21 protein-coding genes are annotated in these 22907 nt (G+C 38.8%); 15 read left to right on the top strand and 6 right to left on the bottom strand.

What is annotated here, in order from left to right; all coding sequences use genetic code 11:
- Window positions 1–15: 15 nt before the first annotated feature.
- Entirely contained in the window at window positions 16–1206 is a 1191-nt protein-coding gene (gene queG / locus ABXG98_RS17555; protein WP_353540006.1) for a tRNA epoxyqueuosine(34) reductase QueG, read from the bottom strand.
- A 35-nt stretch (window positions 1207–1241) separates the two neighbouring features.
- Here queG and ABXG98_RS17550 point away from each other — a divergent pair, with 35 nt between their 5' ends.
- From ABXG98_RS17550 to ABXG98_RS17490, 13 genes are all read left to right on the top strand, one after another.
- On the top strand, window positions 1242–2819 hold the full coding sequence (locus ABXG98_RS17550) for an NAD(P)H-hydrate dehydratase (RefSeq protein ID WP_353540005.1): 1578 nt from the start codon (window positions 1242–1244) through the stop codon (window positions 2817–2819).
- Window positions 2820–2837: 18 nt separating this feature from the next.
- On the top strand, window positions 2838–3335 hold the full coding sequence (gene tsaE / locus ABXG98_RS17545; RefSeq protein WP_353540004.1) for a tRNA (adenosine(37)-N6)-threonylcarbamoyltransferase complex ATPase subunit type 1 TsaE: 498 nt from the start codon (window positions 2838–2840) through the stop codon (window positions 3333–3335).
- A 60-nt stretch (window positions 3336–3395) separates the two neighbouring features.
- A complete protein-coding gene (locus ABXG98_RS17540) occupies window positions 3396–4727 on the top strand; it encodes an N-acetylmuramoyl-L-alanine amidase (RefSeq protein WP_353540003.1) in 1332 nt (443 codons plus the stop codon).
- Between the two features lie 53 nt (window positions 4728–4780).
- On the top strand, window positions 4781–6703 hold the full coding sequence (mutL, locus tag ABXG98_RS17535; RefSeq protein ID WP_353540002.1) for a DNA mismatch repair endonuclease MutL: 1923 nt from the start codon (window positions 4781–4783) through the stop codon (window positions 6701–6703).
- A gap of 21 nt (window positions 6704–6724) precedes the next feature.
- Window positions 6725–7669 (top strand): tRNA (adenosine(37)-N6)-dimethylallyltransferase MiaA, encoded by a 945-nt coding sequence (gene miaA, locus ABXG98_RS17530; protein WP_502901572.1) that lies wholly within the window; start codon window positions 6725–6727, stop codon window positions 7667–7669.
- Window positions 7670–7821: 152 nt separating this feature from the next.
- Window positions 7822–8067 carry an RNA chaperone Hfq gene (hfq, locus tag ABXG98_RS17525; RefSeq protein WP_353540000.1) on the top strand — a complete coding sequence of 82 codons (246 nt, stop codon included), beginning with the start codon at window positions 7822–7824 and terminating at the stop codon, window positions 8065–8067.
- A 101-nt stretch (window positions 8068–8168) separates the two neighbouring features.
- Window positions 8169–9455, top strand: coding sequence for a ribosome rescue GTPase HflX (gene hflX / locus ABXG98_RS17520; protein ID WP_353539999.1), 1287 nt, complete (start codon window positions 8169–8171; stop codon window positions 9453–9455).
- Window positions 9456–9562: 107 nt separating this feature from the next.
- Entirely contained in the window at window positions 9563–10720 is a 1158-nt protein-coding gene (gene hflK / locus ABXG98_RS17515; protein WP_353539998.1) for an FtsH protease activity modulator HflK, read from the top strand.
- 3 nt (window positions 10721–10723) lie between these two features.
- Window positions 10724–11614 (top strand): protease modulator HflC, encoded by an 891-nt coding sequence (hflC, locus tag ABXG98_RS17510; protein WP_353539997.1) that lies wholly within the window; start codon window positions 10724–10726, stop codon window positions 11612–11614.
- 92 nt (window positions 11615–11706) lie between these two features.
- On the top strand, window positions 11707–11892 hold the full coding sequence (locus ABXG98_RS17505) for a DUF2065 domain-containing protein (protein WP_353539996.1): 186 nt from the start codon (window positions 11707–11709) through the stop codon (window positions 11890–11892).
- 147 nt (window positions 11893–12039) lie between these two features.
- Window positions 12040–13335 carry an adenylosuccinate synthase gene (locus ABXG98_RS17500; protein WP_353539995.1) on the top strand — a complete coding sequence of 432 codons (1296 nt, stop codon included), beginning with the start codon at window positions 12040–12042 and terminating at the stop codon, window positions 13333–13335.
- A gap of 538 nt (window positions 13336–13873) precedes the next feature.
- Window positions 13874–15115, top strand: a complete 1242-nt coding sequence (locus tag ABXG98_RS17495; protein WP_353539994.1) for a malic enzyme-like NAD(P)-binding protein — start codon at window positions 13874–13876, stop codon at window positions 15113–15115.
- A 102-nt stretch (window positions 15116–15217) separates the two neighbouring features.
- Window positions 15218–15601 (top strand): hypothetical protein, encoded by a 384-nt coding sequence (locus ABXG98_RS17490; RefSeq protein ID WP_353539993.1) that lies wholly within the window; start codon window positions 15218–15220, stop codon window positions 15599–15601.
- Window positions 15602–15646: 45 nt separating this feature from the next.
- On the opposite strand, the gene ABXG98_RS17485 is transcribed toward ABXG98_RS17490, so the two are convergent.
- From ABXG98_RS17485 to ABXG98_RS17475, 3 genes are all read right to left on the bottom strand, one after another.
- Window positions 15647–16138 carry a SixA phosphatase family protein gene (locus tag ABXG98_RS17485; RefSeq protein ID WP_353539992.1) on the bottom strand — a complete coding sequence of 164 codons (492 nt, stop codon included), beginning with the start codon at window positions 16136–16138 and terminating at the stop codon, window positions 15647–15649.
- Between the two features lie 57 nt (window positions 16139–16195).
- On the bottom strand, window positions 16196–17626 hold the full coding sequence (gene sthA, locus ABXG98_RS17480) for a Si-specific NAD(P)(+) transhydrogenase (protein ID WP_353539991.1): 1431 nt from the start codon (window positions 17624–17626) through the stop codon (window positions 16196–16198).
- A 116-nt stretch (window positions 17627–17742) separates the two neighbouring features.
- Complete coding sequence (locus ABXG98_RS17475) at window positions 17743–18861, bottom strand: acyl-CoA desaturase (protein WP_353539990.1); 1119 nt, start codon at window positions 18859–18861, stop codon at window positions 17743–17745.
- Between the two features lie 178 nt (window positions 18862–19039).
- On the opposite strand from ABXG98_RS17475, the gene fabR reads away from it, so the two are divergent.
- Entirely contained in the window at window positions 19040–19669 is a 630-nt protein-coding gene (gene fabR, locus ABXG98_RS17470; RefSeq protein ID WP_353539989.1) for an HTH-type transcriptional repressor FabR, read from the top strand.
- A gap of 27 nt (window positions 19670–19696) precedes the next feature.
- Here fabR and trmA read toward each other — a convergent pair whose 3' ends face one another.
- Window positions 19697–20791, bottom strand: coding sequence for a tRNA (uridine(54)-C5)-methyltransferase TrmA (gene trmA, locus ABXG98_RS17465; protein ID WP_353539988.1), 1095 nt, complete (start codon window positions 20789–20791; stop codon window positions 19697–19699).
- A 206-nt stretch (window positions 20792–20997) separates the two neighbouring features.
- On the opposite strand from trmA, the gene ABXG98_RS17460 reads away from it, so the two are divergent.
- A complete protein-coding gene (locus tag ABXG98_RS17460; RefSeq protein ID WP_353539987.1) occupies window positions 20998–22203 on the top strand; it encodes a DUF5610 domain-containing protein in 1206 nt (401 codons plus the stop codon).
- A 78-nt stretch (window positions 22204–22281) separates the two neighbouring features.
- Here ABXG98_RS17460 and ABXG98_RS17455 read toward each other — a convergent pair whose 3' ends face one another.
- Window positions 22282–22746, bottom strand: a complete 465-nt coding sequence (locus tag ABXG98_RS17455; RefSeq protein WP_353539986.1) for an RNA recognition motif domain-containing protein — start codon at window positions 22744–22746, stop codon at window positions 22282–22284.
- Window positions 22747–22907 lie beyond the last annotated feature (161 nt).

The following is a 22907-nucleotide window of genomic DNA, read 5'->3' as shown; positions in this document are numbered from 1 at the left end:
ACTTTTTTGTTAGGATTATGCATCCCTAGGTAAGCCTTTTTCTACTGAGCGGATCAAACGCGCGTTAAGTCGCATTGTCGCATTATTACTGGTTTTGCTATTGTCTTGAGCATTGCCGCTGATATTTTTGGATTGTTGCTGCGCGATTGCCCAGCTGATATGTTCGTCTACCATTGCTGATGCGCTTGCACGTTTTTCTTCTAGTGCATTAATGATGTTGACATCAAATGGAGCATTGCCAAGGGCAACTGCAATATTACGTTGCCAGCTTTGAAAACCTATTCTGCGTATCGGTGAGCCTTCTAGCTTGTTAAGAAAATAGGGTTCATCCCAAGCAAATAACGCTAACAGTGTTATTTCATCAAGATGGTGTCGCGCTTGAAAATCATCTTCCAAACTGAGTTTGGCATATTTATTCCATGGGCAAATGAGTTGGCAATCATCACAGCCATATATTCTATTACCCATTAAGGGCCTTAATTCTAAGGGGATAGGATCAGGCGATTCAATGGTAAAATAAGAAATACAACGACGTGCATCAACCACATAAGGTTCAACAATGGCTTTTGTAGGGCATATTTTTATGCACGCAACACAACTACCACAATCATTAGTCGTTGGCGCGATTGCGGTTACGGGTAACGGTAAGTCTATTAACAATTCACCAATAAAAAACCATGACCCGGCTTCTTTATTTAACAGCAAACTGTGTTTTCCAACCCAGCCCAAGCCTGCTTTTTCGGCTAAAGGCCGCTCTAATATTGGGGCAGAATCAACAAAAGGGCGAAAGTTAAAGTTTTGACAATAGTCGGTAATTTTTTTGCCTAGTTGCTGTAGGCGCTTGCGCATTAACTTATGGTAATCTCGACCTAACGCATAACGGCTAATATACGCATGATTTTTAGCCGATAAGATCCGGGCGCATTTTGCTTTGGTAGGAAGGTAATCTAAGCGCACACTAATAGCTCTGACGGTTCCTGGCTCTAACTCCGCCGGACGAGCACGCATTAGGCCATGACGAGCCATATAATCCATGTTGCCGTGATAATTGTTCGCTAGCCATTTTTCTAGGGCTTGTTCATGTTGAGATAAATCAATATCGGTAATTCCCAGCTGAGAAAAGCCTAATTCTTCCCCCCAAGACTTGATTTTTTCTACCAATGCCGGATAGTTAATAGCATCATTATTGGTCGCTTTGTTAATCATTTTTTAGAAAGACAGCTACAAGGTATAAATTACTGATGAGTTTATCACAACAAGCAAACGCAAAACATAACGGACATTGTGTCTATAGTGCGAAACAAGTTTTAACTACAGAAGCTATTGTCGCTAAAAGTCAGGGGCTTGCTATGTATCAACTGATGGCGCGGGCAGGCACTGCCGCGTTTGATATTTTGCAACACCGTTGGCCTGATGCTAAAAGTATACTTGTGCTTGCGGGTCAGGGAAATAATGGTGGCGATGGTTTCATTATTGCTCGTCTTGCTCATTTGGCTAATATGCAGGTTCGGGTATTGCTAAATTGTGATGTTATTAATATTAAAGGGGATGCTTTAACCGCTTATCAAGCGATGCTGGATGCCGGTGTCAGTGACGTTTTTACTGACAATTTGGCTAAGCGCACTAGTGAGTTTACAGGTGATATTATTGTTGATGCGATTTTTGGTATTGGCTTTTATGGTAATTTACCTAAGCTGTTGCAGTTGGTGGTCGCATCAGTGAATGAGCATCCAGCCTTTGTATTAAGTGTTGATACACCATCGGGGTTATGTGCAACAACTGGATATGTAGATAATGACAATGCAATTAAAGCAGATGTCACAGTAACCTTCATTGTTTACAAGCAAGGGTTGCTTACTGGGCAAGCAGCAAATTTTGTTGGTGATTTGCTTTTAGCTGATTTAGCGTTAGGACCTGTATTTAGAGATTATTTAGAGAGTGAAGTGGTTTATCAAACAACTATTCCATTACTAAATAAAGTAGGCCCATTAAAAGTTAGGCAAAAAACCAGCCATAAAGGCAACATAGGGCAAGTATTAACTCTAGGTGGTAATGAAGGCATGCCTGGGGCAATTCGTTTAGCCAGCGAAGCAGCGCTGCGCTGCGGCGCTGCCTTAGTATCGGTGTGCTGTCACCCAAATAGCCAAGCCCTAGTCTTGAATGGTCGGCCAGAGTTAATGTTAGCGCCAAGTAGTGCTGAACAGCTTGCCGACGCAGCCATTTTCAATAAGGCTAAGGTAATACTTCTTGGACCTGGGTTAGGGCAAACACCTTGGTCAATCGCCCTTTTTGATTTAGTGGTTGCGAAACTGAGCAATAGCAATATCGCTCAACCAGAAACCATGATCAGCAATAACACGCAATTAGTGCTTGATGCAGATGCTTTAACCTTACTCTCACAAACGAACCATTATTGCGATCACTGGGTGTTAACGCCTCATCCAAAAGAGGCGGCAAGATTATTAGATTGTGATGTTGCTACTGTAGAAGTGGATCGCTTTAGTGCTGTTCGAGCAATTGCTAACAAATATGGTGGTATCTGTATTTTAAAAGGGGCTGGCAGCTTAATTTCCGATGGCGAGCAGGTCGTCATCAATAGCAGTGGTAATGCAGGTATGGCCTCTGGTGGCATGGGCGATGTTCTTTCTGGAGTTGTTGCCGCGTTGCTACTACAAAGCAAGGACAATTTTTCTGCTACCTGCATGGCTGTCTATATTCATGGCGCAGCAGGTGATATTATTGCACACACTAATGGTCAACGTGGCATGTTAGCTAGTGATTTGTATACACCTTTACAACAACTGGTCAACCAAGCCTAATGGAAATTTTTACAAGCGATGAAAAAGTTAACATACCTTCTAGCTGATGAAGCTGCAACAATTGCCGTGGGTGATTACCTAGCCAAAGTATTGCAGTGGCAATGTCAGCAGCAACACTTACAACAAGCACTTGTGGTATATTTAAATGGCGATTTAGGTGCAGGTAAAACAACATTAACACGAGGTTTTGTGCGAGGCATGGGTCATCAAGGCAATGTTAAAAGTCCAACATACACCTTAGTTGAGCCCTACGATTTACCACCATGGCAAGTATACCATTTTGACCTATATCGTTTAAGCGACCCGGAAGAATTAGAGTATATGGGCATACGTGATTATTTTACTCAACACTGTTGTTGCTTTATTGAATGGCCTGAAAAAGGTGCCGGGCTTTTGGCTGCAGCCGATATAATTATTAATATAGCTTATCAAGGGGAGCAAAGAGTGATAGATTTTTGTGCTAGCTCTATACGCGGTGAGGATGTTTTACAACAATTAGAACAAAAGTACCCTTAAGCCTGTTGATGCGTTATTATTAAATAGAGATGTTAACAATATAAGTATTTAAGGTTGGTTATGCGGTGGTTATCATACATTGTTGCTAGATTGTGTTGGCTTTTATTAGCTACAGCATCGTTGATAGTAAACAATGCTGTAGCAAATTCAAATAGCATCGATGGTATTCGAGTTTGGCCTGCCCCAGAAAATACTCGAGTCGTGTTCGATCTAAAAAATAAGCCAGAATATAAATATTTTACGTTAACTAAACCTAACCGTTTAGTGATTGACTTTAAAAATACTAATAACAGTACCGCTTTATCTTCGTTAGCCAAAACAGATCCACGTATCAAGCTCTTTCGCACCAGTAAATCAAAAACACAAACAGATACACGATTAGTACTTGAACTAAAAAAAGCATTTGAACTGACAGTATTCCCGCTAGCACCCGCAGGGCAATATGGTGATCGTTTGGTGGTGGACTTACATGATAAAAATGAAAAACGCCAAGCTGTAAAAACCATTGAGTCAAATGGCAAACGAGATATTATCGTTGCTATTGTGGCGGGACATGGTGGTGAAGATCCTGGCTCTATAGGTCCTAAAGGCTCCTATGAGAAACGAATAACCTTAGCTATAGCCAAAAAATTAGCGAAATTGATTAACCAACGAAGTGGCTTTAAGGCGGTTATGATCAGAACGGGTGATTATTATGTAAATCACGATCGTAAACCAAAAATTGCCCGTAAAAATAAAGCAGACTTATTAATTTCTATTCATGCTGACGCATATACTTCTCCACAGCCAAGTGGTGCTTCGGTATTAGTTCAATCTACACGAAGGGCAAACTCCGAATTTACTCGCTGGATTGCCAACCGACAAGATGAGTCTGAACTGCTCGGTGGTGCAGGTGAAACCATTAAGAAAACCCAAGATAAGAACTTAGCATTTACCTTAGCAGACATGAAAAAAGAGCATACTATGGCAAGCAGTTACGAGTTTGCCCTACATGTAATACAAGAAATCAAACAAGTGACTAAGCTGCATAAAAGAAAACCAGAGGGCTTAAGCTTAGCGGTGTTAAAATCATCAGATATTCCATCTGTATTAATAGAAACGGGTTTTATTTCTAACCCAACAGAAGAGAAAAGATTAAATAGTAGCAAGCATCAGCAAAAACTTGCTAATGCTATTTACAAAGCGGTTGATAGTTACTTTAATGAGCATACGCCTAAAGATACTTTATTGGCCGCGACTGCAATGAAGAAGCATAAGGTACGTAGTGGTGATTCTTTGTCAGTGCTTGCCCAGCGTTATAAAACATCAGTAGCAACCATCAAATCTGCTAATAAATTAAAATCTAATGTGTTACGTATTGGCCAAACATTAAAAATACCACGCTCAGGTTAATTTTTATTTTCTAGATACAAGCTAGATAATGATCCTAATAAATAAGAAACACTATGACAATTGCAATACTTCCAGCTAGGTTAGCTAACCAAATTGCGGCTGGAGAAGTGGTAGAAAGACCTGCATCTGTTATCAAAGAACTGGTTGAAAACAGTCTTGATGCCGGGGCAACCAATATTAACATTGATGTTGATAAAGGTGGGGTTAAGCGCATTCGTATTAGCGATAATGGCAAAGGGATAGCCAAAGATGAACTAACGTTGGCATTAAGCCGCCATGCCACCAGCAAAATAAAAGATTTACGAGATTTAGAAGGGATAGCTAGCCTAGGGTTTCGTGGTGAAGCGTTAGCAAGTATTAGTTCAGTATCACGCTTAACCCTAACATCTAAACCTCCTTCTCAAGCAACCCCATGGCAAGCCAATGCTGAAGGCCGAGATATGTCGGTAACGGTTAAGCCTGCAGCTCATGGTGACGGTACCACTATTGAGGTCACCGATTTATTTTTTAATACCCCAGCAAGGCGAAAATTTTTACGCACTGAAAAAACCGAATTTAATCATATTGATGAAGTAATTCGTCGCATAGCTCTTGCCCGATTTGATGTTAGCTTTTCTTTAACCCATAATTCAAAATTGATCCGTCAGTACCGAGCTGCTCAAACTAAAGCGCAACATGCAAAACGGGTTGCTATGGTATGCGGGCCCAAGTTTGTTGAGCATGCGATTGAAGTGAATTGTCAACATGATGATATGATTTTCTCAGGTTGGCTAGCGAAACCGAGTTTTGCTCGCAATCAAAATGATTTGTGCTATAGCTATGTAAATGGCCGTATGATGCGTGATAAATTAATCAATCATGCTATTCGCCAAGCATACGCTGACTTGCTAGCACCAGATACACATCCTGCATTTGTGCTGTTTTTAACATTGAACCATCGGGAAGTTGATGTCAATGTGCATCCTGCTAAGCATGAGGTACGCTTTCATCAAAGCCGATATGTACACGATTTTATCTATTCTGTTTGCCATAATGCGTTAATGGAAAATAGTGCAAACATTGAGCAAGAGCACGTTCTATTTCAGCCTGACCATCAGGAGCAACCGTCGGTTAGTCAAGTAGAGCAAACAAGCGGTAGTGTGGCCTATCAACGGCCGGATTATATTGCCCCGTTACAACAAGTCAAAGAAAGTAGCTATCAAACCAATTCAGCTAACACAAGTTATGGTGCTGGCGCCCCGATATATAAGGCGGCTGTAGCAAACTATCAACAGCTTCTTACGCCGAGTTCTCAGCAAAAGCATGAGTTAAACTCAGCGTCTGAGAGTCGCTTAACTAGCGAATCTTCCTCATGTGCTGACGATTTTTTTGTTGCACTTGAACAGGGACAATATGGTATTTTTAAGCAACAACAGCATTTACGCTTGTTATCTTTATCTACGTTAGCGTCTGCAGTACATAAAAATAAGATAAGGTTAAGTTGGCAGCAAAGTGAGGAAAAACCAAACAAGGGGTTGATCAGCCAACCATTATTATTACCGGTATCACTAACATTGTCTGAGCAACAATTTTCTGCAGCTCAAACTTGTCAAGCGTCGTTGGCATTAGCGGGTATAGTGTTCACTGTGAATAACCATGGAAAACAGGCAAACAGGATCCAAATTCGTCAATACCCTGCGATGCTAAGAAATAATGATGTTACGGCTAGCTTTACTTCAATTATCGATAAGCTATCACAGCTTGCTATTGACTCAACTATAGATGAGCAAGTGGTTGAAAAGTATTTAATTAATGCGTTAGCTACTGTCATGGTTAACGAGCACTATAGCGAATCACAAGCAAATAGCTTGTGGCTAACCGCGAAAAAAACACTAAGTAAAGAAAAAATAGAGTCTGTACTCTTGAATTCTATTGCCTTAGACCTTACATCAGTAATTAAGCAATTAGAAAATACAAGCCGTGATTCAGTAAAATAGTGAGAGCATCATTTAGTGTCAATAAACAGTTCAACAAATCAACCGCCTGTTATTTGTCTAATCGGGCCTACAGCATCAGGTAAAACTGCATTAGCAATGGCATTATGCGATGTATTACCTTGTGATATTATTAGTGTTGACTCTGCGTTGATCTACAATGATATGGATATAGGTACGGCTAAACCAACGGCCGAAGAATTATCAAAGTATCCACACCGTCTAATCAATCTTCGAGATGCTACGAAAAGTTACTCTGCTGCGGATTTTTGTCACGACGCCTTAGCAGAAATAGCGAAAATAAGAGCTAATAATCGTATACCTTTGTTAGTCGGTGGCACCATGATGTACTTTAAAAGTTTGATTGAGGGTATATCGCCTTTACCTACGGCCAATAGCGAAATTCGTAAAAAAATTGAAACCGAAGCCGCCGAACAGGGCTGGGACGTTATGCATAAGCAGTTAGCTGATATAGATCCTCAAGCGGCGCTGCGTATACACCCCAATGACCCGCAACGATTAACACGCGCGTTAGAGGTTTTTCGCTTAACTGGTAACACTTTGTCACAATTAACTCAAATTAAAGGTGATAAGCTTGATGGAGATGTTTTACAATTTGCTATCACGCCAAAAGAGCGTAGTACCTTGCATCACCGAATCGAATTACGTTTTCAACAGATGATAACTCAAGGGTTTGAACAAGAGGTGAGAAAGCTTAAAGAACGAGGTGATTTACACCCAGACTTACCTTCTATTCGTTGTGTGGGATATCGCCAAATGTGGCAATATCTAGAGGGTGACTTTGATCACAAAGAAATGATTTTTAAAGGGGTCTGTGCAACCCGGCAACTCGCCAAAAGACAGTTAACTTGGCTTAGAAATTGGCCAAACTTACATTGGTTAACTACCGATGATGAAACAAATTTATCGCAGGTATTAGCCGAAATTGGCAATAACTGGTCAAAGTAGCTATAAATATAAAATATAGTAGCTATCATTAAGCATTATTAATATATTGGTGTATAATTAAATGGTTATGCGCTGAGGATTAGCGAAATTTATCATTAATCAGAAATAGTTTTGATTAATTAGTCTTATTTATAATAAAAAGGAGCCATCTAATGGCAAAAGGTCAATCTTTACAAGACCCATTTTTGAATGCTTTACGTCGTGATCGCATTCCAGTTGCAATTTATTTAGTCAACGGCATTAAGTTACAAGGGCAAGTTGAATCATTTGATCAATTTGTGATTTTATTGAAGAACACAGTGAGCCAAATGGTATATAAACATGCTATTTCAACGGTTGTTCCTTCACGCGCAGTAAATACAGCACCAATGCCTAATCAAACTGACTCAGAAGATTAAACAGCATTTTAAATTGTAACCATTGTGCTCGTAATAACCCACATTATAGCTTGTAAGTCGATGTTCGCTTCGACAATCACTATCAATAAGGTTTAATACAGTTGTTTGATCGTTATCAAGCAGGTGAACAAGCAGTACTTGTTCACCTGGATTTTCCCGATGAAAGTACGCGTGAAGATTTAACCGAATTCAAAATGTTGGTTTCTTCTGCAGGTGTCAATGAATTAACCGTAGTCTCAGGAAAACGCAGTTCACCGCATCCCAAATTTTTTGTTGGCTCAGGTAAAGCAGACGAAATAGCTGAGGCCGTTCGTTTATTTAACGCTGATGTAGTTTTATTTAATCACAGTTTATCTCCTTCTCAAGAAAAAAATATTGAAGCATTGTGCCAATGTCGGGTGGTAGATAGAACGACATTAATTCTGGATATTTTTGCTCAACGTGCTCGAACCCATGAAGGTAAGTTGCAGGTTGAGTTAGCTCAACTACGTCATATTAGCAGCCGTTTGATTCGTGGCTGGACTCATCTAGAACGACAAAAAGGCGGCATTGGTTTGCGTGGCCCTGGTGAGACTCAGCTAGAAACCGATAGGCGTTTGTTACGTGAACGGATGATCAATATAGGTAAACGTTTAGCAAAGGTTGAACGGCAACGCCAGCAGGGACGACGTTCTCGAACACGGGCAGAGTTACCCACTATCTCGCTGGTGGGCTATACAAATGCGGGAAAATCGACATTATTTAATGTATTAACCAAGTCAGAGGTTTATGCCGCAGATCAGCTCTTTGCAACGCTTGATCCAACATTAAGACGCATTGAACTTGAAGGTGTTGGTGGTGTTATTTTAGCAGACACCGTAGGTTTTATTCGGCATTTACCTCATGATTTAGTTGCTGCATTTAAAGCAACCTTAACAGAAACACGCGAAGCACAATTGTTGCTCCATGTTGTTGATATTTCAGACGACAGACGGAGTGAGAATATTGAGCAAGTTGAACACGTTTTATCAGAAATTGGTGCAGATGAAGTACCACAATTAGTTATTTGTAATAAAATTGATAGCTTGGATGATATAGAGCCTCGAATCGATAGAGATGATCAAGGGCGACCTATTAGAGTATGGTTGTCAGCACAGGCTAATATAGGTATCGATTTATTTTTTACCGCGCTCATGGAGCGTTTAGGTAATGAAATAGTAGAGCACCAATTAGCGATCCCACCTAAAGCAGCTAAGTTACGAGGAATTTTATATCAGTTGAATGGTATAAAAAACGAGTATTACGATGATCAAGGTATTTGTTTCATCGATATTAAACTGCCAAAGCGAGAGTGGGATAGGCTGACAAAACATGAAGACAATGAATTAGACCGATATATTGTAAATTAATGTGTTAATACCCATATAGAGTCTTATAAAACACCGTGTTTTATCATAAACTTGTTAAATTGATAAAATACGATTATAAAATAATTACTAACCTAGCGGAGAACAGCATGGCTTGGAATGAACCGGGGAATAACGATAAAGACCCCTGGAAAAATAAAGGCGGAAAAAACCAAGGTCCACCAGATCTAGATGAATTGCTTAATGATTTAGGAAAAAAAGTCAGTGGCATTTTTGGCGGAAAAGGTAACAATAGATCTTCAGGAGGCTCAGGCAAAAGTTTTTCCAGTATTGGTATTAGTTTAATACTCATTATTGGTTTAGTGGTTTATGCCTTTAGTGGTTTTTACACCATTAAAGAAGCTGAAAAAGGCATAGTATTACGTTTTGGACAATTTTCTGGCACTGTTGATCCTGGTATCAACTGGAAGTGGACTTTTATCGATAGAATTATTCCTATTGATATGCAAAGTACCCGCGAAATGCAAGCCTCCGGTTTTATGCTTACGCAAGATGAGAACGTCGTTCAGGTTGAAATGCAAATACAGTACCGTGTTGTTGATGCGCGCAATTATGTATTTAGCGTAACCAACGCTGATGACAGCTTGAGCCAATCACTTGATAGTGCCTTACGCTATGTGGTTGGACATGCAAAAATGGATGATATTTTAACCAGCGGACGTGAACAAATTCGTCAATCGGTATGGCAAGAGTTAGAAAAGGTTATTGAGCCCTACAACTTAGGGTTACTGATTGTAGATGTTAACTTCAAGGATGCGCGTCCACCGAATGAAGTTAAAGATGCATTTGATGATGCTATTGCCGCACAAGAAGATGAAGTACGTTTTTTACGAGAAGCTGAAGCTTACGCTCGGGGTATAGAACCACGTGCTCGTGGTCGAGTAAAACGTATGGAGCAAGAAGCCTTAGCTTATAAACAACAAACTGTTTTAGATGCGGAAGGTGAAGTGGCACGCTTTGAAAAAATTCTACCAGAATATCAAGCAGCTCCTGAAGTTACGCGTCAGCGTCTTTATATTGCGACAATGGAAAAAGTATATAGCAATGCTAGTAAGGTGATGGTTGATGTTGATGGTGGCAATAACATGATGTACTTGCCACTGGATAAAATTATGCAACAGCAGCAATCCACTAACCAGCGAACAACACCGCAATCATACTCACAGCCACAAACGCAATCAGGCATTAACTCTTCGCCTTCAAGTTCAACAGGCCGAAATGATCGATTTAACAGTGGGAGAAACTAACTCATGAAAAATTTTTCCATTGCGATAGTAGCATTACTATTCATTTTAGCCGTTTCGTCGGTATTTGTTATTTACGAAGGTCAACGCGGAATTGTTTTTCAATTTTCAAAAATAAAACGAGATTCTGCCACTGGTGAAATGAAGGTGTTTGAGCCAGGGTTACAATTTAAAATCCCGTTTATTGAATCAGTTCGCAAACTTGATGCACGTATTCAAACCCTTGATGAAGCCCCAGATCGTTTTGTAACATCAGAGAAAAAAGATTTGATGGTTGATTCATTCGTTAAGTGGCGTATTGTTGACTTCTCAACTTATTATCTTCGTACGTCTGGCTCTGTTGATAATGCCCGTGCTTTACTTAAACAAAAAGTGAATAACGGTTTACGTACAGAGTTTGGTAATAGAACTATCAAAGAGATTGTTTCTGGCGATCGTGATGCGATTATGCAAAAAGCATTAGAAAGTGCTGAAAGTAGTCGTGAAGACCTAGGCATTGAAGTGGTTGATGTTCGTATAAAAGCGATTAATTTACCGACTGAGGTGAGTAATTCTATTTATGATCGAATGCGTGCTGAACGAACGGCTGTAGCAAAAGAGCATAGATCTCAAGGTCAGGAACAGTCAGAAATTATTCGTGCGACCATTGATGCTAAAGTGACCGTTATGTTGGCTGAAGCGCAAAAAAATGCCTTTACCTTACGTGGTGAAGGTGATGCGTTAGCCGCTAAAATTTATGCAGATACTTACGGAAAAGATGCAGAGTTTTATCGGTTTTATCGTAGCTTAGAAGCTTATGAAAACAGCTTTAATAGTAAAAATGATATTATGGTTGTTAAACCTGATAGTGAGTTTTTTAACTATTTAAAAGATGGTACAAAAGCCAAGCAGAAGTAAAATTTGAATGATGATATTTTGATATATCCCTGTTAAATTAATACAAAGCCAGCATAAATGCTGGCTTTGTCATAACTGAGGTGAGTAAAACCATGGCAGAGTCATTACTACTAGCATTTGGGTTAATGCTTGTTATTGAAGGTTTAGCTCCCGCATTATTTCCTAATAAATGGCGTAGATATTTGTTAAAAATGACAGAACAACCAACGCAAGTTATACGAAATATGGGCATTTCTATTTTACTCCTTGGCGTAATGGTTCTTTGGTTATCACAATAAAACACCTGAGCGTATAAAAAAGAATAAAGATAACCCCTTAACAACAAAGGGTATTTTTTATGCGTTCAAAAAACATGTTGTTTTTTCTTGGACTACAATTTGATTTTTGTTAGAATCCCCGCCTAATTTTCTTACGAAATAGTAAAAATGGGCAAAAACGTAGTTGTTCTAGGTACCCAATGGGGTGACGAAGGTAAAGGTAAGATCGTTGACTTACTAACCGACAAAGCAAAATATGTTGTTCGCTATCAAGGCGGGCACAATGCAGGCCACACATTAGTGATTGATGGCGAAAAGACTGTACTTCATCTAATTCCTTCTGGCGTATTACGTGATAACGTAAAATGCCTTATTGGTAATGGTGTTGTATTATGTCCTAAAGCGTTGATGGCAGAAATAAAAATGCTTGAAGCCAAGGGTGTTCCAGTACGTGAACGCTTACTTATTAGTGACGCCTGTCCGTTAATTCTTCCCTATCATAATGCCCTTGATGCCGCACGTGAAATTGCACGCGGCGCCAAAGCCATTGGCACAACTGGACGCGGTATTGGTCCAGCTTATGAAGATAAAGTAGCTCGCCGAGGACTACGTGTAGGTGATTTGTTCTGTGAAGAATCATTTGCTGCAAAATTAAAAGAAATTGTTGAATACCATAATTTCTCTCTGGTGAATTACTATAAAGCTGAACCAGTTAATTTTGATGAAGTACTTGCTGATGCCTTAGCTGTTGCAGACATTATTAAGAACATGACCGCTGATATTTCTGAAATATTGGATCAAGCACGAAAAAATGGCGACTCTATCATGTTTGAAGGTGCTCAAGGTACACTACTTGATATTGACCACGGTACTTATCCTTATGTGACTTCTTCAAATACTACTGCTGGTGGTGTAGCCACTGGGTGTGGTGTTGGTCCACGTCATTTAGATTATATTTTAGGAATTACCAAAGCTTATACTACCCGTGTTGGCTCAGGTCCATTCCCAACAGAATTGGACGATGAAATAGGTAACCATTTAGGTACTGTTGGTCATGAATTTGGCGCAACTACCGGTAGAGAACGTCGTTGTGGTTGGTTTGACGCTGTGGCAATGCATCGGGCAATCCAAGTCAATAGCATTACAGGCTTTTGTCTAACAAAACTTGATGTACTTGACGGTTTAGCCACACTAAAAATATGTACTGGTTATAAAACTGAATCTGGCGATATTATTACTGTGCCGCCAACTGCTGCCGAAGGTTATGAGAAAATAACTCCCGTCTATGAAGAAATGCCAGGTTGGACAGAAAGTACAGTAGGTGCAACTTCTGTTGATGCTTTACCTGCTAATGCACTTGCCTATATAAAGCGCATTGAAGAGATCACGGGTGTTCCAGTTGATATTATTTCAACGGGGCCTGATCGTATTGAAACCATTATTAAAGTGAATCCTTTTGCTTAATTAATAGTGAGTTACTTATTAAAAACCAACCTTCGGGTTGGTTTTTTGCTTTATACCCTCCAAACAATCCAAAACCTGTTAAAAATTTGTACCAATGTCATTAGATTGCTTCCTAAATCAAAGGCTTTTTAGTGAGCATAACATCAGAAAAAATGATCAAGTAAAGCTATTCTTCATTTTGTTATTTATGAAATGTTTTCAAATTGAAATAGTACAACTTATAAGACATTTGCATCGATTGTGGCTGGTTTTTCGGTTATTTGTAATATAAGTCGTTTGGATACGATTTGGTGACAGCATTGCTGTTTTTACAATAATACGTGGATTTGATAGTGAATATTTGGCGAAATAATATGATTTAATCAATATAAAGAGTTAAGTTTAATATAGCTTACAGCGCTTTTATATAGTTAATCAGCCTTGAAACAATGACCAGCTATGCAATACACTATAAAAAACAAAAATAATGAATATAAGTGTGTGAAATACACCGCCGCTTAGTTCATTCAGAAAACTATTAACGCACTAGGGAACAACAATGTCAGATTTTCGTCAACAAGCACTTGATTACCATTCATTACCAACACCTGGGAAAATTAGTGTTTCGCTCACTACCGCGGCTGAAACCAGTGAGGACTTATCACTAGCATACAGTCCCGGCGTTGCTGAGCCAGTCAGAGAGATAGCAGCAAACCCAGATGATGTCTATAAATATACCGCGAAAGGTAATACGGTTGCTGTAATCACTAACGGCACTGCTATTTTAGGCTTAGGTAACTTAGGGCCTATGGCGTCTAAACCTGTAATGGAAGGTAAAAGTTTGTTGTTTAAACGCTTTGCCAATATTGATTCTTTTGACATTGAAGTAAAGCATAAAACGGTAGAGGATTTTATCAATACGGTTGCTAATATTGCAGACAGTTTTGGTGGTATCAACCTCGAAGACATAAAGGCCCCAGAATGCTTCGCCATTGAAAAAGCGCTCATCGAACGTTGTAAAATACCAGTGTTTCATGATGACCAACATGGTACAGCGATTGTCACAGCTGCGGGCATGATCAATGCTTTAGATATTCAAGGTAAAGATATCAAACAAGCTAATATCGTTTGTTTGGGTGCAGGAGCTGCAGCTATCGCTTGTATGGAGTTATTAATTAAGTGTGGAGCTCAACGTGAAAAAATATATATGCTTGACACTAAGGGCGTTGTACACACACGTCGTGATGATCTAAATGAGTATAAAAAATTGTTCGCTAACAATACCGATAAGCGTACATTAGACGATGCTATTACCGGAGCTGATGTCTTTGTTGGTGTATCAGGTCCAAACTTATTGAGCCAGGAGCAAGTTAAGTTAATGGCACCTAACCCTGTTATTTTTGCTTGTTCAAATCCAGACCCAGAAATTAAACCAGAATTAGCGCAAGCAGCTCGCGCAGATGTCATTGTCGCTACAGGACGGTCTGACTATCCTAATCAAGTCAATAATGTCTTGTGCTTTCCCTTTATTTTTCGTGGTGCTCTCGATGTGCGTGCCCGAACAATCAATGACGAAATGAAAATTGCTGCGGTACATGCCATTAGTGATTTAGCTAAAGCAGCGGTACCGGCTGAAGTTTTGACTGCTAGTGGTGAATCACAATTAAGTTTTGGTAAAGATTACATTATACCAAAACCAATGGATCCTCGTTTATGTGCCGCCGTTGCAAGAGCTGTAGCACAAGCCGCAGTTGATTCTGGTGTAGCAGCCTTACCCATGCCTGAAAATTATATGGTGTAAGCTTTTTACGTATTTAGCTATGATACACAGGATCATGAATTTACCACATCATGGTCCTTTTTGTTATTATAATGCCATGCACTCTATTGCTGAGGTAGTGACATGTTAATTTTTTTAAGATTAGTAATGGTTTTAGTTTTTTTAGTATGTAGTTCTTCATGCTCAGAAAACGCTAAAATAGCGGGTGAAAACGCCATGGTCAAGTCAAAGCCAATCTCCTCGAAGCCAATGTTTAAAGAATTGTGGCAACAAGTCAGTGTGACATTTCAAAATTTTGAAGGCGGCTTTTATGGGTTGGTTACGGCTAAAGGTGAAAAATTGCTGCCAATGAACTTACCTGAAAAATATAAAGTTGTTGGCACAATTTTACGCGTAAAAGGGCAGCCCATAAAAGGTATGGAAACCATTCAGCAATGGGGCACACCTTTTAAATTGACTGATATTGAATTAGTTACAATGGGGGCGGGGCAGTTGCCAACGCATTAATGTATCTGTTTCGGCGTTGCTTCACTTTGCATTCGCTCGCGCAATTTAACAGTCGAGAGGCTGTTGAAAAATGGTCAATACCGCTTGCTTATTGATAAATTGCACTTGATACAAGTAATGATAATCTTGCTCGCTTAACGGTGCTACCGTTTGTTTGCTTAATAATTTGGCTAACATAGGTGTGGTATTACTATGGCCAACTATCAATGCGTTTTGTTGCTTGTGCTGTAAGTGTAACGCTAATTCCTTTAATTTATTCGGTTGATAATTGCTAATTACTATGGCTTGTTTGGTCGACAAAGGGGCCGCTGTTTGTAAGGTGCGAGTGTAGTTAGTACTATATATGGCTTTGATATCAGCTTTTGCCAATATTTCTGCGAGTTGCGAGGCTCGCTTCTTGCCACATATAGATAACGCAGGATCTTTTGAATCTGCTAACTTTTCCGCATGACGAACCAAAAAGAGACTATAACTCTGAGCAGCAAAAGAATTCCAGCTAAAAGAGAGCAAGTAGATTGCTAACAAAAATGGTTTCATACTCTTCACCTAGGTTTTAAGGAAAAGTGCAAATAAATGCACTATCTACCAGTTCTATTAAAATAATCGATTTAAGCCATTTAAAGCCGCAACTCGAAATGCTTCTGCCATTGTTGGGTAATTAAATGTGGTATTAACAAAGTATTCAATGGTGTTGCCGCCATCACTTTGTAACATGATGGCTTGACCAATGTGAATAATTTCAGCTGCATTTTCTCCAAAACAGTGAATACCTAATATTTCTTTGCTTTCGCGATGGAAAAGAATTTTCAATGACCCGACTAAACTATTGGCAATTTGTGCTCTTGCTAAATGTTTAAATTGCGCTCTACCGACTTCATAAGGTATTTTTGCGGCCGTTAATTCTTGTTCGGTTTTGCCGACAGAGCTAATTTCTGGAATGGTATAAATACCTGTCGGTATATCAGCAATCAGCTTAGCATTATTGCTATTATCAACCATTGCGGATGCAGCCAATCGGCCTTGGTTATATGCAGCACTGGCTAAGCTTGGGTAGCCGATCACGTCACCTACGGCATAAATATTGTCAATGGCTGTTTGATATTGTTCGTTGACTGACAACTGGCCTCGACCGTCTGCTGATAAGCCTGCGTTACTTAAGTGTAAATCAGCCGTATTACCTGTACGCCCATTGGCAAATAATAAGCAATCGGCTCGCATTTTTTTACCAGACTCTAAATGCACAGTGACGGCTTGATCTGATGCATCAACACTGTGTATTTGCTCTCCGTGTCTGATTACTACGCCATTATTCCACAAGTGATAGCTCAATGAGTCCGAAATTTCATCATCTAAAAAAGACAGTAAACGATCACGAGTGTTAATTAAATCTACTTTAACGCCCAACCCTCGAAAGATAGACGCATATTCACTGCCGATAACCCCTGCACCATAGATAATAATAGAACGAGGTTCATGCTTGAGTGAAAGGATAGTATCAGAGTCATACACTCTAGGATGATTAAAATTGATATCACTAGGACGATAAGGGCGTGATCCTGTCGCAATAACAACCTTTCTCGCTTTGAGCATTTCAACTGAACCATCAGGTTTGATTATTTGAATTGTATTAGCATCGATAAAAGAGGCTTCACCTGTCAATAACTCAACTCGATTACGATCGTAAAAGCCACTTCGCAACTGTACTTGTTTACGAATAACGTTAGAAGAGTGTTTTAAAATATCTGCAAAGGTTAAATGCTTAGCTTTATCATGTCCGCGAAATAACGGGTTGGAATTAAAGTCTATTAATCGGCTGACACTTTGGCGTAATGCTTTTGAAGGAATAGTGCCCCAATGAGTACAACCACCGCCTACATCTTTATAACGCTCAACAATAGCAACTTTTTGCTCCTTTTTTGCTAACTCCATGGCGGCTCCTTCGCCGCCAGGGCCCGTTCCTATTATTATGACATCGTAATCAAAATCAGTGGCAATTCCTGATTGTTTTGTATTTTTTTTTCCCAAAATATTTTCCTCAAACGCAGCTAGAATGCACACACATAACTCAAAATGTAACTAAGAAAATTTTAGCAGGATTTATCGTTAAAGGTAATAGGAGAGCTATTTTATTCTATTGACTCTTAGGCAAGTCTTGCGATTAACAATTGCCAGCTTTTTTGTTGCTCGGATAATTTCAGCTTCAATTCTTGATATTGTTTCATCAACTCTGAACGCTCAACATCTGCCAATACTTGCTTGCGCTTGCTAGTGAATAAGGCCTTGCGTACTTGATAGTAGGCATTGAGCTTGTTAATCAACAGGTCATATTCTTGTTGTAATTGTACTATTGTATGCTCGGCATTAGGTAATTGAGATAATCGCTCCTTGCTAGACTTTAGAACCATGGCTAGGCGCATTTTTTCAATTTTATCTTCAGGGCTAGTACGTAAATTTTTCGTTAACCCAAACCATTGGCAGCTTTTAATTAACCATTTGGTTGGATCAAATTGCCACCAAAGGATGCCGTTACGATAGTCATTCTCAAAAATATGATGATAATTATGGTAACCTTCACCAAACGTTAACAAGGCTAAAAAGCCATTATCTCTAGCAGAGTTTTTATCTGTGTAGGTTTGTTTCCCCCAAATATGCGCCAAGGAATTAATAAAAAAAGTGGTATGGTGGTTTAACACTAAACGTAAAAATCCAACTAATAATAAACTATTAATTAAATTTCCGTGCCATAAACCAAAAGCAATAGGAACACCGAAATTCATGAGCAAGGTTAAATGCAAATAGTAGCGGTGTTGCCACATAACAATTGCGTCTTTTTGTAAATCACGTACATTGTTGTAATCGTGATAGCGATGTGCTTGATATTCACGGCACATCCAGCCTATATGTGAATACCAAAACCCCTTCTTAGCCGAGTATGGGTCAATATCATTATTATCCACATGCTTATGGTGTACTCTATGATCCGAAGACCAATGTAAAATACTATTTTGTAGAGCAAAAGCACCACCGATAGCGAAAACAAGGCGTAAACTCCAATGGGCTTGATAGGTTTTATGGGCCCACAAACGATGATAACCGGCAGTGATTGACAGACCGCAATAAATAAAACACAGCAATGCAAACAGCATTTCTGATAGATCAAAGCCTACAGTTATTGCGCGATACGGTACGGCCAATGCAGCCACTAAAAATGTTATTAAAAACACAGAAACATTGAGCCAAATTATTGCGGGTTTTTTCATGTTAATCTCAATTAGACAAATAAATATTTTAGCGTACAAGTGTACGCTGTTGTAATAGTCTAACTCGATCATCAGACCAGTCAAGCCTATTAAGTAATATTTTAGCTATTTAACTCACCTGACATTAATTCAAGATTACAGTATGATAGCCACAGTTTTTATTAAGTGAGTGATTGTAATGAGTGGTGTTCGAGCCCAACAAAAAGAGAAAACCCGCAGGTTACTCATTGATGCGGCGTTAAATCAGCTCAGTGCTGAGCGAAGCTTTTCTAATTTAAGCTTACGTGAGGTGGCCAAAGAGGCAGGGCTTGCGCCAACCTCATTTTATCGACATTTTACTGATATGGACGAACTTGGTCTTACGCTAGTCGATGAAGCAGGCTTAACACTAAGACAATTGATGCGCCAAGCCCGTCAACGTATCGCAAAAGGTGGCTCGGTTATTCAAATATCGGTAGAAACATTTATGGAGCTGATTGAAAGTAACGGCAATATTTTTCGTCTACTGCTACGTGAACGCTCTGGCACATCTGCTGCATTTAGGGCGGCAGTTATACGAGAAATTCGTTATTTCACTATGGAGCTTTGTGATTATTTGCAAGAAGCGAAAAATTTAGACTCAGAGGTTGCTTACATGCAAGCAAATGCAGCTGTTACTATTGTTTTTAGTGCTGGTTCCGACGCATTAGATATGGACGATAAAGCAGAAAGAGCGCAGTTATCAAAACAAACTATTCAACAACTACGTTTTATTGCCCGCGGTGCAGCAGAGCTGAGCGACCGACGCAAAGCGTCTAAAAAATCATAATTTGATTATACAATATAAAGGCACTGATTATTTTCGTATAAGTACTATGCCTGTTTCAATATGATTTGTATAAGGGAACTGATCAAACAAAGCAAACTTATCAATCACATGGGTTTTGCTTAACTCGTGTAGGTTGTCTTTTAAAGTGTGTGGATTACATGAGATATATACAATTTTATTAAAACGGCTTACCAGTTCCACACTCTCTTTGTCTAAGCCTGCCCGTGGTGGATCTACAAGCACAGTATCATAATTATAAGTGGTTAAATCAAAACCTTCTAAACGTCTGAATTTTCTTTCTCCGTTCATTGCTTGACTAAACTCTTCACTCGACATACGAACAATATTGATATTATCAATATTGTTCGCTTTGATATTTATTTGAGCTGATCTCACTGAGGTTTTTGATATTTCGGTTCCCAAAACACGATCAAAGTTTTCTGCTAATGCAATGCTGAAATTACCATTCCCACAGTACAACTCTATTAAATCGCCCCTTGCATTGAGCGTCGCTTGTTGCGCCCACATTAGCATTTGCTCATTTACACCACCGTTGGGCTGGGTAAAACTATTTTCAACTTGTTGATATACTAAATTACGGTTGCCAACTCGAAGAGACTCCATGACATAATCTTTATCGATTATAATTTTTTGTTTCTTAGCTCGACCTATAATATCTACTGGGGCAATAACGGATAATTCTGCTTTAAGTTTTTTAGCTTCTTCTTCCCATATTGGTTCAAGAGGCTTGTGATAAAGCATACTGATGAGTAATTCGCCGCTTAATGTTGAAAGAAAATCAACTTGAAATAATTTAAAGCGAAGTTCTTTTTTAGTTTTAATCGATACTAATAATGCTTTCATTGCTTGATTGATTAAAACACTAGCAACAGGAAAGTCATCTACTCGATACTTTTCTTTAGTTTCACTATTAAACATAATGTAATAAAGATCATCACCTTGGTGCCAAATTCTAAATTCTGCACGTAAACGATAATTCAAAGGCTCTGAAGTATAAACTTCTGCCGTGGGGAAATTAAAGCAAGAAAATAGATCGGTCATTTCTTGTGTTTTATCCGATAATTGTTGTTTGTAGTTATCGGGATTAATATGACCAAACATAACAGTTTACCTTATTTTATACTAAAATGTGTGTGCAGAAGCTGAAGCTTGAAGAAACATGAGCATTGGAAGGCGCAATTTTAGCGTTAGTTTACGTTTTGTCTAGTATAGAGTGCTAGAACAAGGAAAAAAAATTGTTCAAGTTTTAATCACAATGGCCGATATCAACTTAATAACATGTGAAAATGACAGAAAGAGAAACTATTATGAACCATATTAATAAGCCATTTGGGTTTAATCCTATGGCAAACTCTCAGCAACAGTACTTTAATAAACAAGACAAAATTGGTAAATCAGAAGAATTAAGTGATATCAAACCGCTAGACAATATTTCTATTAATGAGCAGTCAGTAGTTGCGTTGAAAATAGTGCACCAATCAATATCGGCAAAGTTTTCATTAGTTGAAGAATTTAAAGGGGATATAAGGGATCCACAACCAGATAAGCCAAATATTTTTGATTTTGAAGCAGTAGCAAGTAATGTAATGTCGTTTGTTAATTCGAGCTTAGTTGCAGCTGAAACAAGAGGTGCAAGTTCTAACGAATTGCAGGAAATGTTAGGACAAGCGCGTCAAGGCGCAAATAATGGCATTGATGAAGCTATTGAAGAATTAAGTGAATTAAATGCAATTGACGCAGAGATTAATGAAGGTATAGAAAAATCTCGAGATTTAATTAACACGGGGTTAGATGAAACTGAACAGAAATTAACGGACGGTACTTTAGCTTCACAAATGAGCTCGCCAGTACTAACTTCTCGTGCAGTAGAAGTCAGCCGTAACAATTACGAATCACAATCAAATAGTAGTGATTTATCAATCACAACAGCAGATGGTGACATAGTTAGTATTTCGTTTAGCGCGCTAGAAGAAAATAAGTCCAGCGATAACTTAAGTTATTATGCTGGGCAAGATGCTGAGGGGATAAGTTATCAAAGTAGCTCCTCCTCATATTCACAAATGAACTTTTCTTATTCAGTTCAAGGTGATTTAGATGAAGATGAATTATATGCAATACAGTCATTGATTGCAGATATCAGTAAAATAGAAAATGATTTTTTCTCTGGAAATATAGATGAGGCCTTTGATAAAGCAGTTGAGTTAGGCTACGACGAGGAGCAACTCAGTTCATTTAGTTTAGAATTGAAGCAAACTCAAACGAACTATATTAGTCAAGCTTATACTGAAGTAGCAAATTATGATGCAGATGCAAATGAACAATTAAATAGTATAGTACAGCCAGTACTTGACTTTATCGGTGAGTTTAAAGAATTACGCGATAATGCAAATGAGCTACTTGATCAAGATGAAGATCAATTCAGTAAACTGCTAGAGTCGGTTTTTAATTCCGAATTTGATCAAAACCAACAATTGTTATCACAATTTACCCGTTTTATTGATAAGTTGTCATGATTGGTTGATGGTATTATTTAACCAATAAAAAACCCGATGATTATCGGGTTTTTTTAAAGCTAAAAGATAAGTAGTTTGTTATTCAGTAGTTTCAGCATGTACAGGACGATCTTTGGCTTCTCTAACTTTTAGTGTACGTTGTTGAAATTCAGTATCATTTAATCCAGCAATAGCCTTAGCCAAATCAGTGGCAGGCATTTCGACAAAGCCGAATCCCCTTCGTTTACCGGTATGTTTATCTTTCATCAATCTTACGGATTCAACGTTACCATAGTTAGCAAATAATTCTCTTACAGCGGCTTCATTGGCGCGGTAAGGTAAATTGCCAACATAGAGAGTTTTAATTTCATTATCTGACCCCGTCACTACAGGCGTAGAATTGGTATTTTTTGCAGAAACATCAACTAAAGTTGCAATAAATACACTCACAAAAACAAAGATAGCAATGAGTGGTGGTGTAGCAGACATATTACTAAAAATAAAAAAAGCAATAATAGCAAAAACGGCTGCTATGATTACGGTTGAAATGTTCGGAGACTTCATAATGGATACCTAATTATTATTGTATTATTAAATTATATGAACGGAATGTAAAAAATATATTCACAATTCTATGTTACCCACCTTTTATAAGAGTGCAACAATAAGTGTGAAAAACATGCAATTTAACAGTAGATCGGATAAATTAGCGCGATATACAAGCG

This window comes from Colwellia sp. KU-HH00111, assembly GCF_040362745.1.
Lineage (GTDB): Bacteria > Pseudomonadota > Gammaproteobacteria > Enterobacterales > Alteromonadaceae > Colwellia.
This window is presented reverse-complemented; position numbering and strand designations above follow the sequence as displayed.